The organism is Kluyvera sp. CHPC 1.2972 (assembly GCF_036759925.1).
GTDB lineage: Bacteria > Pseudomonadota > Gammaproteobacteria > Enterobacterales > Enterobacteriaceae > Kluyvera.
On record NZ_JAPKIB010000002.1, the window covers coordinates 133,212 to 148,309 of the forward strand.

Annotated in this window: 14 protein-coding genes; 7 read left to right on the forward strand and 7 right to left on the reverse strand. The window is 55.3% G+C overall.

The window, feature by feature from the left end; genetic code table 11:
* Positions 1–32: 32 nt before the first annotated feature.
* From V6944_RS04140 to V6944_RS04150, 3 genes are all read right to left on the reverse strand, one after another.
* Positions 33–2,225: a CBM35 domain-containing protein gene (locus V6944_RS04140; protein ID WP_333498003.1), complete on the reverse strand. Its 2,193-nt coding sequence runs from the start codon at positions 2,223–2,225 to the stop codon at positions 33–35.
* Between the two features lie 11 nt (positions 2,226–2,236).
* Positions 2,237–3,571, reverse strand: a complete 1,335-nt coding sequence (locus V6944_RS04145; RefSeq protein WP_333498004.1) for a maltoporin — start codon at positions 3,569–3,571, stop codon at positions 2,237–2,239.
* A gap of 246 nt (positions 3,572–3,817) precedes the next feature.
* Entirely contained in the window at positions 3,818–5,077 is a 1,260-nt protein-coding gene (locus tag V6944_RS04150; RefSeq protein WP_333498005.1) for a PTS sugar transporter subunit IIC, read from the reverse strand.
* 176 nt (positions 5,078–5,253) lie between these two features.
* Here V6944_RS04150 and V6944_RS04155 point away from each other — a divergent pair, with 176 nt between their 5' ends.
* The 7 genes from V6944_RS04155 (at position 5,254) to V6944_RS04185 (ending at position 10,370) form a co-directional block, all read left to right on the forward strand.
* A complete protein-coding gene (locus tag V6944_RS04155) occupies positions 5,254–5,568 on the forward strand; it encodes a PTS sugar transporter subunit IIB (RefSeq protein ID WP_185667527.1) in 315 nt (104 codons plus the stop codon).
* A gap of 10 nt (positions 5,569–5,578) precedes the next feature.
* On the forward strand, positions 5,579–6,904 hold the full coding sequence (locus V6944_RS04160; RefSeq protein ID WP_185667526.1) for a PTS sugar transporter subunit IIC: 1,326 nt from the start codon (positions 5,579–5,581) through the stop codon (positions 6,902–6,904).
* Positions 6,905–6,926: 22 nt separating this feature from the next.
* Positions 6,927–7,232, forward strand: a complete 306-nt coding sequence (locus V6944_RS04165) for a PTS lactose/cellobiose transporter subunit IIA (RefSeq protein ID WP_185667525.1) — start codon at positions 6,927–6,929, stop codon at positions 7,230–7,232.
* 96 nt (positions 7,233–7,328) lie between these two features.
* Positions 7,329–8,291, forward strand: coding sequence for a LacI family DNA-binding transcriptional regulator (locus V6944_RS04170; protein ID WP_333498006.1), 963 nt, complete (start codon positions 7,329–7,331; stop codon positions 8,289–8,291).
* A gap of 102 nt (positions 8,292–8,393) precedes the next feature.
* A complete protein-coding gene (locus V6944_RS04175) occupies positions 8,394–8,912 on the forward strand; it encodes a protein disulfide oxidoreductase (protein ID WP_333498007.1) in 519 nt (172 codons plus the stop codon).
* Between the two features lie 129 nt (positions 8,913–9,041).
* Positions 9,042–9,254, forward strand: a complete 213-nt coding sequence (locus V6944_RS04180) for a DUF1471 domain-containing protein (protein ID WP_333498008.1) — start codon at positions 9,042–9,044, stop codon at positions 9,252–9,254.
* Between the two features lie 15 nt (positions 9,255–9,269).
* On the forward strand, positions 9,270–10,370 hold the full coding sequence (locus V6944_RS04185; protein ID WP_333498009.1) for an alkene reductase: 1,101 nt from the start codon (positions 9,270–9,272) through the stop codon (positions 10,368–10,370).
* A 74-nt stretch (positions 10,371–10,444) separates the two neighbouring features.
* Here V6944_RS04185 and V6944_RS04190 read toward each other — a convergent pair whose 3' ends face one another.
* The 4 genes from V6944_RS04190 to V6944_RS04205 all read right to left on the reverse strand — a co-directional run bounded on the left by V6944_RS04190 (position 10,445) and on the right by V6944_RS04205 (position 15,071).
* Positions 10,445–10,726, reverse strand: a complete 282-nt coding sequence (locus V6944_RS04190; protein WP_185667520.1) for a hypothetical protein — start codon at positions 10,724–10,726, stop codon at positions 10,445–10,447.
* A 101-nt stretch (positions 10,727–10,827) separates the two neighbouring features.
* Positions 10,828–11,748, reverse strand: a complete 921-nt coding sequence (locus tag V6944_RS04195) for a LysR substrate-binding domain-containing protein (protein ID WP_333498010.1) — start codon at positions 11,746–11,748, stop codon at positions 10,828–10,830.
* 56 nt (positions 11,749–11,804) lie between these two features.
* Complete coding sequence (locus tag V6944_RS04200) at positions 11,805–12,779, reverse strand: Csu type fimbrial protein (protein ID WP_333498011.1); 975 nt, start codon at positions 12,777–12,779, stop codon at positions 11,805–11,807.
* Positions 12,780–12,791: 12 nt separating this feature from the next.
* Positions 12,792–15,071: a fimbria/pilus outer membrane usher protein gene (locus V6944_RS04205; RefSeq protein ID WP_333498012.1), complete on the reverse strand. Its 2,280-nt coding sequence runs from the start codon at positions 15,069–15,071 to the stop codon at positions 12,792–12,794.
* Positions 15,072–15,098: the final 27 nt, after the last annotated feature.

The following is a 15,098-nucleotide window of genomic DNA, read 5'->3' on the forward strand; positions in this document are numbered from 1 at the left end:
GTTAGCGGCGCAGCAAATTACTACTCTGCTTACTACTCAGCATTCACCTGAATGGACTTGATAAAGATATAGCCCCAGTCACCCGCGTATTTCCCCAGGCTGATGGTGTTCTCACCCTGCTTGAGATGCACTGGAATGGTCATTCGCTGGCCCTGCTCATCGGTTTGCGGAAACTCAATTTGAATCGGCTTATCGCTATTCACCTGCACCGAGTTCTTCTTACCGCCCCATTTGGCGTTGAAATCGAGATGCAGCAGATAGTTGCCGTCCCACGGAGCGGCAACCTGCCAGCTCACTTTATCGCCATCATTGGCAAACGGTCCGAGGAAGCCATCTTCGCCGGTTGCCAGTTCGTTTTCCGCGCTCTTGATCACCGTTTTCTGGCTTTGCTTCAGGTCCAGTCGCGGACTTTCAAAGCGGCAGAAATCGTCGGGCGCTTTACCCGTCGCTTTGGTCACGTTGACCGTCATCGTTTTGCTGCTTTTCAGCAGGCCGTCGTTGGCGGTAAACGTCAGCTGATAGGTTCCCGGCGTGGAGAACCAGGCGCGAGTGGAAGCCTTGTCGGCATCACAGAAATGGGCCTGCTTGTTACCGGTGCTGGTCCACTTTTCGCTCACCTGACGTGACGGCAGATTGTCGTCCTGCCACGTGGCGTTGAGGCTCAGGCCGCTGTTTTGCGCCGCGCTCGCGGTCTCCTCAAGCGTGATGATCGGGGCCTGATTTTTCTGGCTATGGGTGACGCTGATAATGTTGGACGGCGCAGACTGCCCGGATTCATTTTTCGCGATCACCCGGTAATAATAGGTTTTGCCCAGCGTGAGCGACGCATAATCATCGCGGAAGAGAGCCATGGATTGTGGATCCCACTCCTGCACGCCGTCGGAGATATTTTTACCCACGACCTGCCATGGACCCTCTTTTGACTCCGCGCGCTCTACATCGTAACGTCGACCAACGGCGGCACCCATCCAGTTAATGGCGAAGGGAGAATCGGTCTCGCGTAGTTTTGGTGCTTCGGGTTTGGGCAGCGGTGCCATTTTTTCCTGCCCTGCCATTTGTGCGGCGGCGGTGCGCACCAGGTCGACGACCTTGGTTTCCTGGTTAGCATCGCCTTCCGGGAAGCCTGGAAGATGGTAGCTATAGTGGCCGGTATACTCTTTATGCCAGTAGAAACCACCGTCGTGGCGATGACCACGAAAGCCCCAGATAAACCCGCCTGCAGCCTTCGCGCCGTTAACCTCGGTATGGACAATCGACTGCATGATGCTGTTCAGGTCTTTGCTATCGAGCAGGCCAAATTCGCCCACCAGATACACTTTCTTCCCGCCGATGGCTTCCAGGTCCTTCTTCACCTGATCCGGATGGTTGTTTCCTGCGTTGGTGTAGTAGTGATTGCTGACGATATCAACGTTCGGATCGTTCACGGAGAAGGCGTTGATTTTCTTATAGGTCCCATCAACAACCAGCTGATGCGGCGCGAGTTTTTTTATCCAGGCCGCCGTCTGTTTCAGGAATTCCGCGTTGGTATCTTCCAGCTCGTTACCGGTCTCCCAGGCCATAATCGCCTTTTCGTCCGCGTAAGCGCGCCCGGTTATGGTGTTGGTCCGGGTGATCACCTGACGAATAACGTCGAGATACGCCTGATAGGTTTTACTGTCGGTCCGGTAAAAATCTTCCGGTTTTTCATGGTAGAAGGCCGCCAGCTGCTCGCGTCCACCCCACCACCACCAGTGATCGATAAATGGCAGAATCAAGCGCAAGCCTTGTTTATCGGCTTCGGCAATCATGTTGTCGTACACCACCATCGCTTTTTCATTCAGACGTGGCATACCGTCCGCGGTGGCCGGCGCCAGAATATGCGTTTCGCGCTCGCAGGCTTCATCGTTCTCCTGCTGGACCGAGAGCACGTAGACGCGCTGGGCTTTTGCCCCCGTCTGCACGATGGCTTTAATCCAGTTTTCCTGTTCTTCCGGCGTTGGCCACTTAAAGTACTGACCCCAGCCGCGCGGGTCGGCTTTACAGACACCACGGGCGTCGTTTTCGATCCGGTGCAATTCCGGCGCGTGGATCCCCGCGAAGCGGAATTCCTGTTTGCCGTCCATCAACTGCGCGCCCTGGCGAGTGATGAAGTGGTCAAAGTGCGACGGTGCTGCCGCCATCGCGCCAGCGCTGGTCAAGGCGGCCAGCACGGCTATCAGTAAGGATTTTTTTACGGGCTGTTTCATTGCATCTCTCCTTAGAACCAGACTTCCGCCTGCACGCCAAAGTTAACGGTATCGGTGCTACCGCTGCGGCTGTAGCCACCGGCATCGATGGTGTTGGTGCTCCAGTTGTAGTTGCCGTCGAGCGCATCCGAGACGCCTTTATCCCACTTGGCATAGGTCACAAAGAAGCGCAGCTGTGGACGGCTCCAGAAGCCGGAATCGAAGGTCAGCGTTGGCGCGATGGTGACTTTGGTCAGCCCACCTTTCCCTTTGCCGTTGACGCCCTTGTAGTTGTCATCGTCGAGGTACTCGTAACCCAGTTCATACTGCATGGCGAAGTTTTTGGTGATCTGGTGATAAGGGCGGATGCCGGCCACCCAACTGGTGCGTCCCCAGCCGCTGTCGTCGTTGCTCCACCAACGGTAATTTTTGTCTTTCTGCAGGTAGGCGAAGGTTGAGACTTCTACGTCACCCATTGAGGCCAGGCTGTCGAGCACAATACGCCAGGATTGCGTGTCTTCGAGGTTAGCCCAACCCCAGCCGTTTTTGCCCAGCGAATCACCCGCCGCCAGGCCGCGTCCGTACTGCATCACCACTTTGGAATAGCCGCCGGTCAGGCCCCAGAACCCATCAAAGTTATAGACACCGGTCACGCCATAGCCTTTCTCAGCGGAGGTCGGGTGATTTTCGTTGCGGTTCATCCGGTGGCCGATCAGCTCCAGATCCAGCCCGGTACCGGCAATCTTTTTAAACCACAGGTTGAGCGAGTAGTCGTCCGGGTAGCCCTGATCGCCTTTGTCGACCGGATAGGCTTTGGTTTCATCCGTTGGTGAGAAGGCGTATACCCCGGCGTCGAAGCGGGCGAAGCCCAGATCCATATTGTCGAAACCGCCGCCGGTGCCGTTGTACTGAATGTACTCCCAGTCAAACTGGTGGCTGGAGGTGTTGGAGCTGCTGTAACGCTTACCGCCCCAGAAGGTGATGTCCGGTGCGAAGTCGAGGTTGCTGAGTTCGGCATATCCTTCGCGGAACTGCACGTCGTGGCCGTCATCGTCCTGACAGTTCCAGTCTGAAGTGCATTTGCTCTGATGGGTGATGTTGGCCTGAATTTTTGCCACCGCACCGGAGTCGGACTTCAGCGTTACCGTTGGAATCAGCTCTATTTTGGTGTCTTCTTCGTTGCCCAGACGCCATTTGCCATCCGGCATCAGCCCCACGGAGTCCGCGCGGTTACTGTCGGAGTTCGCCAGGATCCCAGAACGCATGTAGCCGTGCAGCTGGAAGTCATATTTTTCTGCGTAGGCCAGGCCGCTGGTGGCGGCGCTGACTAAGAGTGCCAGAGGTATCAATCGGTTAAGTTGTTTCATCTTTCGCTTTTCCCTTTTATTTTTTGTACGCAATAGCGCTTTTGTTAATGCGATGGGAAATTTACGGATCAAAAATGGAAATGTACATCCATATACGGAAATCGCTTTCCATAATTGCCGGATCAAATCACAGATCCGAAGATTGTTCGTATAAAAGCGTGATGTGGATCGGCTTTTGGTTTTGAGAGAATAAAAAAGCCAGCGTCTGAACGGCGCTGGCGAAAAATAAACTGTGAAGACGATCGATTAGCGGATTTCAGAATCCGTGAGTTGCCGCTCGTAGACCTTGAAGAAAGGGCGGTAGATCATCCAGGCGTTGAAGAAGGCGAACAGGCACATGAACATATTTTTCCAACTGCCGTTTGCCGACCATGCGGCGCCCAGTGGCGCGGGCATTGACCACGGCAGCATTGCCACGGCGCGGTCGAGAACGCCGAGGTGCGTCAGATACCAGGCAATGCAGGCGTTAATCATCGGTACGCCAATAAAAGGGATTAAAAATAGTGGGTTAAGTATTATCGGGAAACCAAAAAGTATCGGTTCATTGATATTAAAGAGGGAAGGGATAAGGCCAATTTTGCCCACGCTTTTTAGCTGGCGAGAGCGACTTCGGAGCGCCATAAAGACCAGCGGCAGGGTGGAACCGATACCCCCAATCAGCAGATAGAAATCCCAGAATCCCTGCAGATAAATATGCGGCAACGGCGTGATACCGTTCACCAGCGCCTGTTGGTTTTCAAACAGATAGGTCATCCAGAACGGGTTCATGATGCCGGTGATGATCAGCGCGCCGTGAATACCAACAAACCATAGTAAGTTACAGATAAGTAAGGAGATAAGTAACGCAGTTAGCGTATCGGAGGCGATGATCAGCGGTCGCAGCGCTTCACTGATAAGCTCTGGCAAAATCATCCCGGTGTTGAGCTTCAGCCCAGCGTTCATCGCCGTAATAGAAAGCATGATCACCAGCAGCGGCGTCAGCAGCTGAAAGCCGTTGCGGGTCATGATCGGCACCTCGTCCGGCAAGCGAATACACCAGCCTTTTCGGTAGAAGAGCCGGATCACTTCAACAGAGTAAAAGCTTGAAATTAAAGCGCTAAATATTCCCATCCCCCCCAGAAAGAGATTGCTACCCGCATTTTCCTTAAAGCCGATGAACACCAGAAATGCCAGGCATCCCGTCAGCCCGGAAAGCCGTTCGGGTAGCTGGTACTGCTTGCCTAAGCTGGCGCTGGCACCGAAGGCGATGATCAGCGCAATCAGGCCAATCGTTAGCTCAAAAGTAGGCAATAGCATGGGCCGAATAGCCAGATACCACGCGCCGCTGATAGCAAACGGCGGGAAGATCAACGGCACCATCAGGCTGCCAACAATGACGAACGGCATGGCCAGCGCAAAGCTGTCGCGCATGGCGGTGATGTGCTGGCTACGGGTCAGAAGATTGGCGAAAGGCGTAACGCGCTGCTCAATCAGCGTCACAGCAACATTCATAAACTGAATGTTCATGGCGAACCTTATATCGAACGGAGGTACGAGGATCATCGCCTACATCCCAATAAAGTGAAAGCCTGCAACCGGTGATCGCGCTCACATTTAACGGATTCATGTACGGAAAGCGCTTTCCGTTTTGTTTCCTCGTGATTATAGTCCGCTCATCATTACTACTCAGTCAGGAGTTTTCCATGAAGAAAATTATGCTTTGTTGTTCCGCGGGGATGTCCACCAGTTTGCTGGTTAAAAAAATGGTGGCAGAGGCGGAAAAGCGCGGCCTGGAAGTGGATATCAACGCCTTTGGTGTTGCCGAATTTGAACAGCAAGTGGGCCAGTATCAGGTGGTGCTTCTGGGGCCGCAGGTGAAGTACATGCAGAAAGATTTGCAGCAAAAAGCCAACGCCTACGGCATCAAGGTGGAGCCGATCAACATGATGGATTACGGCATGCAGAAAGGCGGTGCGGTTTTAGATTTTGCCCTGTCATTAATTGATAACAATAACTAAGGGATAAAAGATGAGCTCTCTGTACGCTAAATTAATCAATGTGATAGAACAAAAAATCACGCCAATGGCCGGGGCGGTTGGCCAGCAAAAATACGTGACCTCCATTCGTGACGGTTTTATCCTCGCGCTGCCGTTTATGATTGTCGGCTCGTTTATGCTGGTGTTTATCTTCCCGCCGTTTTCACCGGATACCAGTTGGGGTTTTGCTCGCGCCTGGCTGCAATTTTCGCTGGACCACCGTGAGAGCCTGATGCTGCCGTTCAATTTCAGCATGGGCATCATGACGCTCTTTATCTCCGTTGGGGTGGCTGCCAGTCTTGCGCGCCATCACGACCTGGACCCGCTGACGTCCGGGATGCTGTCGCTGATGGGCTTTTTGCTGGTTGCCGCGCCGCTGAAAGACGGACAGATCTCCGTGGCTTACTTCTCCGGGCAGGGTATCTTCACGGCGCTGCTGGTCGCGATATACACCACCGAGCTGTACGCTTTCCTGCGTCGTCACAACATCACCATTCGCCTGCCACCAGAAGTGCCGACCGGCGTGGCGCGTTCCTTTGAGATTCTGATCCCCGTGCTGGCGGTGGCGCTGACGCTGCATCCGTTGAACCTGTTTATCGAAGCACAGCTGGGAATGATTATCCCGGAAGCCATTATGTCGCTGGTGAAACCACTGGTTGCCGCCTCCGATACGCTGCCAGCGATTCTGTTGTCGGTGTTGGTATGTCAGATTTTGTGGTTCGCCGGGATTCACGGCGCGCTGATTGTTACCGGCATTATGAACCCATTCTGGATGGCAAACCTGTCGGTTAACCAGGCCGCCATGGCCGCCGGTACCGCCATTCCCCATATTTACGTGCAAGGATTCTGGGACCACTACCTGCTGATTGGCGGCGTGGGCTCCACGTTGCCGCTAGCCATTTTGTTGATGCGTAGCAAAGCGGTTCACCTGCGTACGATTGGCCGCATGGGCGTTGTGCCAGGGCTGTTTAACATCAATGAGCCGATTCTGTTCGGCGCGCCAATCATCATGAACCCGCTGTTCTTTATTCCGTTTGTCCTGGTGCCGATGGTGAATGCGACGCTGGCCTACTTTGCCCTCGACTTTGGTCTGGTCTCCCGTGTGGTGTCGATGACGCCGTGGACCACACCGGCCCCTATCGGTGCATCCTGGGCGGCGAACTGGTCGTTCAGCCCTATCATTATGTGCCTGATTTGTATGGTAACGGCTGCCGTCATGTACTACCCGTTCCTGAAGGCTTACGAGAAACAGCTGCTGTCGCAAGAAAGCGGTGATGCGGAAACGGAAGGTCGCGTTGGGCAGTCTGAGGCCGCCTGATTTTGTTGATTGAGAGGACGTTATGGATTTAGAAGAGCAAGTGATGGGCATTATTATTAATGCTGGCCAGTCGCGCAGCCTGTGCTACGAAGCGCTGAACAGCGCTAAAGCCGGTGATTTCGCCGATGCAGATGAAAAAATGGGGCAGGCGCAGCATTTTGCCCGCGAAGCGCATCGGGTACAGACTCAACTGATTGAGGCTGATGAAGGTGAGGGTAAAACCAAAATGACGCTGGTGATGGTGCACGCGCAGGACCATCTGATGACGTCGATTCTGGCCAAAGAACTGGTGGGCGAGCTGATTGAGCTCTATCGCACGCGTCATTAAGCCTCTGTCTCCCCGGCCGTTTCGCGCCGGGGAGTTGGCGAATACCTGAACGCATTTATGTTAGTATAGGGAGAAAACCGTAATACAGACGACACCATGCCTACTATTGATGATGTTTCAAAGCTAGCCAACGTTTCCCGTGCCACCGTTTCGCGCGTGCTGACGGGGACGCGTGGCGTTCGTGAAGAGAGCCGCGAGGCCGTATTACGCGCGGTGGAAGAGCTTAACTACCGCCCAAGCTTTGCGGCGCAGAACCTGGCGAGCAACACCTCGAGCTACGTCGGTATGGTGCTGCCCGCGAACGAAGCCGGGTTTAGCGCCACGCTGCTGCCGCAGCTATCGCAGGCGGTGAAAGCGCTGAATAAATCGTTGATCATTCAGTACGTAAACGACGCGGCTGAGCAGCAGGCTGTGGTGGAAAGTCTGCAGCATCAATGCGTTGCAGTCGTTACTCTGAGCCGTAACAGCGGTGATGTTGCGAGTAACGTGATCGCCTTCGATGCGTTTTCCGCGCAAGGCAGCGCCAGCCAGGGTTACAACTACGCGTTTGCCACCGAAAGCGCCTGCCGCTATGTGTTGGGCAAGGGGCATCGTAATATCGCGCTGCTGATGGACAATGAAAGCGATGTTGCCAGCAAGCAGATGCTCGACGGCTATCGCAGCGTGCTGCAAAACTATTCGCTGCCGTTCAATCGTCAACTGCTGGTGATGGCTGACAACAATATTGAGCAGGCGCTGCTGACGCTTATCAATAGTTTCACTAAATACACGGCGATTATCGCCAAACGTGACTGTTACGCCGCCGAAGCGATGCGTTTATTACGTGAATTCAATATTGCGATCCCACAGGAAGTGTCGCTGGTGAGCCTTGAAGATTCTCCGCTGGCCTCGCTGGTTTATCCGCCTTTGACCTGTATCGCCTATCCGGTTGAACAACTGCTGGAGCACTGCGTTCAGCGTATTCGCGCATTAATTGATGGGCATTCTGTGTTTGTGCCGGAAGGGCGTGCGTTTACCGGGCGCCTGGTGGCTCGCTCATCGGTTGCGGATATCAGTTAATCTTCGCGGTGCTGCCAATGCTCGCGTTTTCGCAAGACACTTCTTTACAGCACTAAACTGGCGGGCTCGCTAAGATACGCCTCGTACTATAACGAGGTCCTGATGAGCGAATTTTTCCAGCGCCGCCGCGTATACCGCTGGCTACGCGAAATGATAGTGCTATTACTGTTGGCGGCGGTGCTGATGTGGGGCGTTGACCGCTTCCGCAGCCCGACGTTGCCCGACACCTTCTCCGGCACGACCATGCAGACAATAGACGGCCAGCAGCTGGATTTCGCCGCGATGAGCGAGACCCGCCCGCTGCTGGTTTATGTCTGGGCGACCTGGTGCAGCATCTGCCGCTTTACCTCGCCGTCGGTTGAGAAGCTGAAGGAGCAGGGCGGCAACGTGGTGAGTATTGCCCTGCGTTCCGGCGACGATGCGCGGCTGGCGACGTGGATGCAGAAAAAACAGCTGACCATGCCGGTGGTGAACGACGCGCGCGGTGAGCTGGCCCAGCGCTGGCAGGTCGAGGTGACGCCGACGCTAGTGGTTATCGACAAAGGCAAACCGGTTAGCGCGACGACCGGCTGGACGAGCTACTGGGGCATGAAAATACGCCTGTGGTGGGCGGGTCTGTAGCCTTTCAACTATTGCGATATTGATAATAGTCTATTGCGATTTATACCATTTATGTAATCAGTCAACGGTCGTATCCTTCTTCGCATCACGTTACCGAGCGTAACGTCCCTTACCGAACAGGATACGACCATGAAAACCCTTACCACGATTTTTGCTGCTTCCCTTCTCTCCGTTGCTGCCTTTAGCGCCTCTGCGCAAAGCGTCACGGCGACCGCCTCTACGCTGGACTCCGCTGAAGCGGCTATCGCGCAGAAAGCGAAAGAGATGAACGCCTCCGACTACAAAATCACCAGCGCACGCATGGGCAACACCGTGACCATGAGCGCCGAACTGTACAAATAAGCGGAGGAAAACAGCATGTTATTCAATCAATATTCTCTGAACGACCTGCCGCTGGCTAACCGTATCGTGATGCCACCGATGACCCGCTCTCGCGCCGGTGCCGGCGATGTGGCGACCGACATGATGGCCGACTACTACGCGCAGCGCGCTAGCGCCGGGCTTATCATCAGCGAAGGCACGCAAATCAGCCAGCAGGGCCAGGGCTATGCCTGGACGCCGGGTATGTACTCTGAAGCACAGATTGCAGGTTGGAAAAAAGTGACCACCGCCGTGCATCAGGCGGGCGGGAAAATCTTCGCCCAGCTGTGGCACGTCGGCCGTGTTTCCCACAACGTTCTGCAGCCGAACGGCGCGCAGCCGGTCTCCTCTTCCGCAATTCAGGCCGAAGGCGTGAAGGTGTTTGTTGACGTGGAAGGCCGTGGCCCGGAAAGCGGCGTCGGTGCGATGGTACAGCATGATATGCCGCGCGCACTGCGTACCGATGAGATCCCGGCTATCGTCAACGACTATGCTCAGGCGGCGCGTAACGCCATTGCCGCTGGTTTTGACGGCATTGAACTGCACGGGGCGAACGGCTATCTGATTAATCAGTTTATTGATTCGCAGGCCAACCTGCGCGACGACGAATACGGCGGCTCGCTGCAAAACCGTCTGCGCTTTATGAAAGAGGTGGTAGCCGCAGTCTCTGAAGCGATTGGCAAAGAGCGCGTGGGGATTCGTCTCGCGCCGCTGACCACGCTGATGGGCTCTCGCGATGATACGCCGGAAGCGACCTATCTGGCGGCAGCCAGCGTGCTGAGCGAGATGGGCATTGCCTATATTCATATTGCCGAAGCTGACTGGGATGATGCGCCGGTGATGCCCGCCGCGTTTAAAGAAGCGCTGCGGATTATCTTCCACGGCACGCTGATTTACTCCGGTAAATACACCAAAGCCCGTGCCGAAGAGGCGCTGGCAAAAGGCTGGGCGGATCTGATTGGCTTTGGCCGTCCGTTTATTGCTAACCCGGATTTGCCGCATCGTCTGGAGCATGATTTACCGCTGAATGCACCGGTGAAGGAGCAGTTCTTCGGTGGTGGGAAGGCGGGGTATCTGGATTATCCGACGGTAGAGTGATGGGTGCTGTCCCCCTCACTCTCACCCTAACCCTCTCCCCACGGGGGAGAGGGCCGGGGTGAGGGGTAATTCCCTTAAGCTACATCGTAAATACGCACGTCCGGCGCACCGTTCAGATACGGCTTCAGCGCTTCGACCACGTCCTGAGTGAACAGGTCGCTGCTGAGGTAGGCCTGTGCCTGCTCGCGGGTGTTAAAGCCGTGCAATACCTGCACGTCTTCTTCGCGGATCAGCAGCTCTTTGGCCGTTGCTCCGGCGATGGTATTGAGGAATGGCGCTTTGTACTGCTGATAAACGCCCGCCGCGGCGGGACGGTTTTCGGGGCTGATATCGAGGGTGATTTGCAACCAGGCCATGATGTTCTCCTGTATTCATAGTGGCAGTTGGGTTGCCTGAATTATCAGCAGCCATGGCCACAGCCACAAATCAGTTCTTCTTGCGGTGCAGGATAGTTTTTCTACGCGGCTCCGTTTTCCGCCGCGATATCCGCCGTCAGCCAGTCGTGGAAAATACGCACTTCCGGGCGCATGACCGCATGCTGCGGCGTGACCAGATAATAGGACCAGGTGAGCGGCCAGCGATGGTCGGGGTGCAGCTGTGTGAGCTGCCCAGTGCTCATCAACGCTTTCACCAGCGCATGGCGCACAATCGCCACGCCGCGCCCGCTCAATGCGGCAAGGATCACCGCCGAGGTGGAGTTGATATGCAGCCCGCTCTCTTTTGCTGCTGGGGCGTTTAGCGTGCTGAGCACCTCGTCCCAGCTGGGGAAATTAGCGCCGGGGTGTGGGGTATCGTCGTGAATCAACTTTTGCTGCGAGAGCCAGACGCCGCAGGCGGTTTTCTCCGGCGGCACCAGTCGTGGGTTACAGACCAGCACCGCTTCTTCATCCATCAGCCAGGTTTTATCCACACCCGGCCAATCGCCCTGCCCGCAACGGATGCCGACGTCGGCCTCGCCGTGGGAGACATCCATCAGTTTTTCAGTGACGTTCAGGCGTAGGTCGATCGCATCATGCGCTTCAGAGAAGCGGTTCAGGCGCTCCATCAGCCAGTTCATCATCAGCACCTGCGAGGCGGTCACCACCACCACCGAACGCGCCCGGCGGCCCCGCAGTTTGTTAAGCCCGGACTCGAGCTTATCCAACCCTTGGGTGATGTCCTGCAGAGCTTCCTGCGCTTCGCTCACCAGCGTCAGCCGCTCTTTGCCGGAGCGCGTGCGATGCAGCAGCGGGTGCCCAACCCAATCTTCCAGCGCCCTGACCAGTTGCCCCACGGCGGCGGGCGTCACGCCCAGCTCCTGCGCCGCGCCGGTAAAACTGCCGTGACGGGCGGTGGCTTCAAAGGCGTGCAGCCATTTGAGGCGGTTTAACGAACGCATACGGATTCCTTCTGGGGGATGATGGCTTCAGTATACGTTATCGATAAAGATTTTCTTTAGTAGGTTACGTTGATGGTGACGGTGTCGGCGTAGGTATCGGGTTTGTAGTTAGCACCGGGAACGATGACAAAAATACTCTTGCTGACATCCAGCCCGGTGCCGACGCCCGATATCGTATTGGTGCTGATAATATTACCCCACACGACGCCATTGGTACCCGAGGTTGAGTAGAGCTGGTAAGGCACCTGATCGGTATTGCCGGTAGTGTTGCTTTTCATGTTACCACTGCCGGTTGTGCTGCCATTGGTCGTGGAGAGGCCGATGGAGTAGGGGGTTGTGTAGGTGCACGCTATCGTAAAAGAAGTGCTCCCAGGAATATTGGTCTGTGTATGGTCGATATCCGTAAGGTTGATATCTTTGGCCTTGCCGACGTTGCACTGTTTATTCACGGTGGCGGTAACATCAAAAGCAAAAGATCCCACGGTGGTCGTGCCGCAGCTGGAGACGGGTAATAGCAAATCGGTATTGGCGGTAATCTTTGCGGTTACTGACGAGTAGGAGTCCTTATAAGTCCCCGGCGGCGTGGTTTTTTGCCCTCCTGGAATTCTGCCGTAAATCGTAAAACTGCCCGTCGCGGGAGCGAGATTTAACCCCGTGATGCGCACGTAGGGATAGGTAGAGCCCGCAGCATCCTGATTTCCCCACGGGTTTACGCCCCCAGTATTCTGGTACAACTGATAGTTAAGCGTTGCACTTCCCGACGTTAGCGTCATCTTCCGCGTAGAGATTGTCGACGTGCCCGTTGCATAAATATTGAAACAGAGAGTGGCTGCCGTCAGTAGCTGCTCAAGAATGCCTCGGGTACAGGTATAGTCGAATTTGTTGTTCGTCTCGATATCCCCGGTGGTGAGCGGGCTGATTGCCGGAAACGTAATGTCAGGCTTCGCGGGGACAACGGTACAGGCCAAGGCGTAGCTCTTGAGGGGAAAAAAGCCGCACACTACCACGAGAATTATCACTTTTAACCACATGGGTTCAGCTCCTTATTGGCAGGTTAGCGGGCCAATCTGTGGGATATCCCGCGCTTTCTCCGGGTAGTCGAACTGTGCAGAGCAAGCGCCCGTGCTGGTGGTGACGCGCAGTGTGTTGTGCATGTCCAGCGTGTCGAAATAGACCATACCGTCAAATCCCAGCACTGCACGTTGCCCATGAGCGCTGGTCAGAACGGCCGTGGAGCCTTCTGGAATAACGTGGCCTTGTGCATCCTGCAGGATAATCAGCGCAGACTTCACGGGTTTGACGGTAAAATTCACCATGGCGCCGGAGCGATCGGCAGGGATCGCCATCGCGTTAACCGGATCGATCCGCATATTGGCGGGGAGATCTAACGGGTTAATGCTGATCTCATTTTCCTGATAGCTGTTAAGCGAGGTGACTAATAGCATCCCGCTGCTATTACTGATCCCGACAGGATTGTTCTGGAGTAGCACCGGAACGTCAGGAATGCCGTCGGTTGAAACCACGGCAAAACCGTTGCTGATGGTCTGCGCCGCAAACAGACTTCCTCCCATCATGACCAGGGAACCATCAGCGCCGAGGTAGCCGGACTGGCTACCTGATAGCGTGCTATAGCCGCCGTATACTTTGCCATAACGCCCCAGATACCCCAGTTCACCCTGACCATTTTGCTGGGTATCCTGGCGATTAAGCGCCAGATTCCAGCCCCAACCACCATCCGATGGCTGCGCTTTACTGGCGTTCAGTGCATAGCTCATCTGGTCATTATTACGCTGTACGGTACTGCTGGCGCTGATATTGTTATCGAGGGATACGCTCAGCATCAGGTAGAGGTTGCGGTCACGGCCGTTATCGACGTTCTGGTTCAGCCCAATATTGAGATAAACGCGATCGGTCAAAGACTTATACCAGTTCGCGTTGGCATAGCGTTGGGTACTTTCACCGGGCGAACGGAACTGCAAATAGCCGAGGCTCATGCTGCCCAGTGTTTCGGTGCTGTAACCGACCACGGTACTCTGGTTCAACGAAGGCGGCGCCTGTCCGTAACGGGTGGCGACATCGTGATAATCATTCATTGTGGCGATGGTCGCAGTGCTGAAGCTAAAGTGCCCGTTGTTCCAGCGATAGCCCACGCTGTAGAGCAGGCCGTTTTCTCCGGCATCGGTGCTCATGGCGAGTGCGGTGGAAATGGTGCCGCTGCTGTTGCCAGGGATCCAGTCGCTGCTCACTCCCATATTGACCAGACTTTCGGTCGCTTCGCCGTGCGCACCTGCGGTAAAACCATTGCTGAAACCGTGTCGCCAGGTGCCGCTGAAGGCCGGTGTGCTCGCGTAGTCAAATGAACGATAGCCGTAATCATTGCGCACCACCCCGACCTCCGCCGACCATTCGGTAATGCCCTGACGTAAAAGCGACTGATCGTTATAAAACGAGAAGTTTTGCACCGTGGTTTTGCCAAGCGCATCGGTCATGGTGACCTGAGCATTACCTGCACCATTGATACTGGGCAAGCTGTTAATCTCAAAATTCCCAGCCGGAACTTCGCCGTTGTAGTACTTCACGCCGTTCATATACAGCTCCACGCTGGAGGGCAGGGTGGCGGAGCCGAAAAATGAGGGGAGCGGCGTCGTGGGCGTGTACGGTTGAAGGCTATAGTCAGTGCCTACCTGTAGTCCGGCAATGCGGGTTGGGCGTGACCAGTTCAGCGCGCTGGTGAGCGTATCGCCGACGGTAACAGAGAGGATTTGGTCAGGAAAAGACGAGCGCCAGCTGGTGTCCAGCCGGGTCATCCCGTTGGCCTGACTGAAGTCATTGCTGTCGCTACTATAGCGGGCAATCTGCGTGCTGCTCAGCACGCCCAGGGTATTGAAGGCGCGCAGTTCGGTATAGGCGCTGGCGTTGTTTTTTTCGTCCTGTTCCTGTGAGGCATACAGGTCGTAATTCAGCACCATCCCCCGCGAAGTGTTAGCTTTAGGGCTGGAGGTATCCTGTTGATTTAGCTGCGTGGTGCCCATATCCAGCTGAGAAAGCGGAGCCGTTAGCGCCAGCGTTTGCTGGTTAGCATCGTAGTCGACCTGTAGCTGCGGAATATCCTTCAGATTAACCGGGTCTGGCGTCTCGGGCGGAATTCTTAGGCCGATTTTACGTAGGCTATCAGCGCTGGCGTACAGGTTGTTATTGTCAAAGCCAAAGCGTGCAATCCCGATAGGGTTACGGTTCAGAGTGACGTCAAGATAGAGGTCGACCCCGACCAGGGTTTTCCCATCTGAAATCAAATCATCCTGCGGTGAATCAGAGGTTTTCATTTCCGCAGATGTGCTCCTTGCTAACAA

What these genes read in the sequence shown, in the direction of transcription:
- V6944_RS04140 (WP_333498003.1), bottom strand. Translation starts at nt 2,225, where the DNA reads ATGAAACAGCCCGTAAAAAAATCCTTACTGATAGCCGTGCTGGCCGCC.
- V6944_RS04145 (WP_333498004.1), bottom strand. Translation starts at nt 3,571, where the DNA reads ATGAAACAACTTAACCGATTGATACCTCTGGCACTCTTAGTCAGCGCC.
- V6944_RS04150 (WP_333498005.1), bottom strand. Translation starts at nt 5,077, where the DNA reads ATGAACATTCAGTTTATGAATGTTGCTGTGACGCTGATTGAGCAGCGC.
- V6944_RS04155 (WP_185667527.1), top strand. Translation starts at nt 5,254, where the DNA reads ATGAAGAAAATTATGCTTTGTTGTTCCGCGGGGATGTCCACCAGTTTG.
- V6944_RS04160 (WP_185667526.1), top strand. Translation starts at nt 5,579, where the DNA reads ATGAGCTCTCTGTACGCTAAATTAATCAATGTGATAGAACAAAAAATC.
- V6944_RS04165 (WP_185667525.1), top strand. Translation starts at nt 6,927, where the DNA reads ATGGATTTAGAAGAGCAAGTGATGGGCATTATTATTAATGCTGGCCAG.
- V6944_RS04170 (WP_333498006.1), top strand. Translation starts at nt 7,329, where the DNA reads ATGCCTACTATTGATGATGTTTCAAAGCTAGCCAACGTTTCCCGTGCC.
- V6944_RS04175 (WP_333498007.1), top strand. Translation starts at nt 8,394, where the DNA reads ATGAGCGAATTTTTCCAGCGCCGCCGCGTATACCGCTGGCTACGCGAA.
- V6944_RS04180 (WP_333498008.1), top strand. Translation starts at nt 9,042, where the DNA reads ATGAAAACCCTTACCACGATTTTTGCTGCTTCCCTTCTCTCCGTTGCT.
- V6944_RS04185 (WP_333498009.1), top strand. Translation starts at nt 9,270, where the DNA reads ATGTTATTCAATCAATATTCTCTGAACGACCTGCCGCTGGCTAACCGT.
- V6944_RS04190 (WP_185667520.1), bottom strand. Translation starts at nt 10,726, where the DNA reads ATGGCCTGGTTGCAAATCACCCTCGATATCAGCCCCGAAAACCGTCCC.
- V6944_RS04195 (WP_333498010.1), bottom strand. Translation starts at nt 11,748, where the DNA reads ATGCGTTCGTTAAACCGCCTCAAATGGCTGCACGCCTTTGAAGCCACC.
- V6944_RS04200 (WP_333498011.1), bottom strand. Translation starts at nt 12,779, where the DNA reads ATGTGGTTAAAAGTGATAATTCTCGTGGTAGTGTGCGGCTTTTTTCCC.
- V6944_RS04205 (WP_333498012.1), bottom strand. Translation starts at nt 15,071, where the DNA reads ATGAAAACCTCTGATTCACCGCAGGATGATTTGATTTCAGATGGGAAA.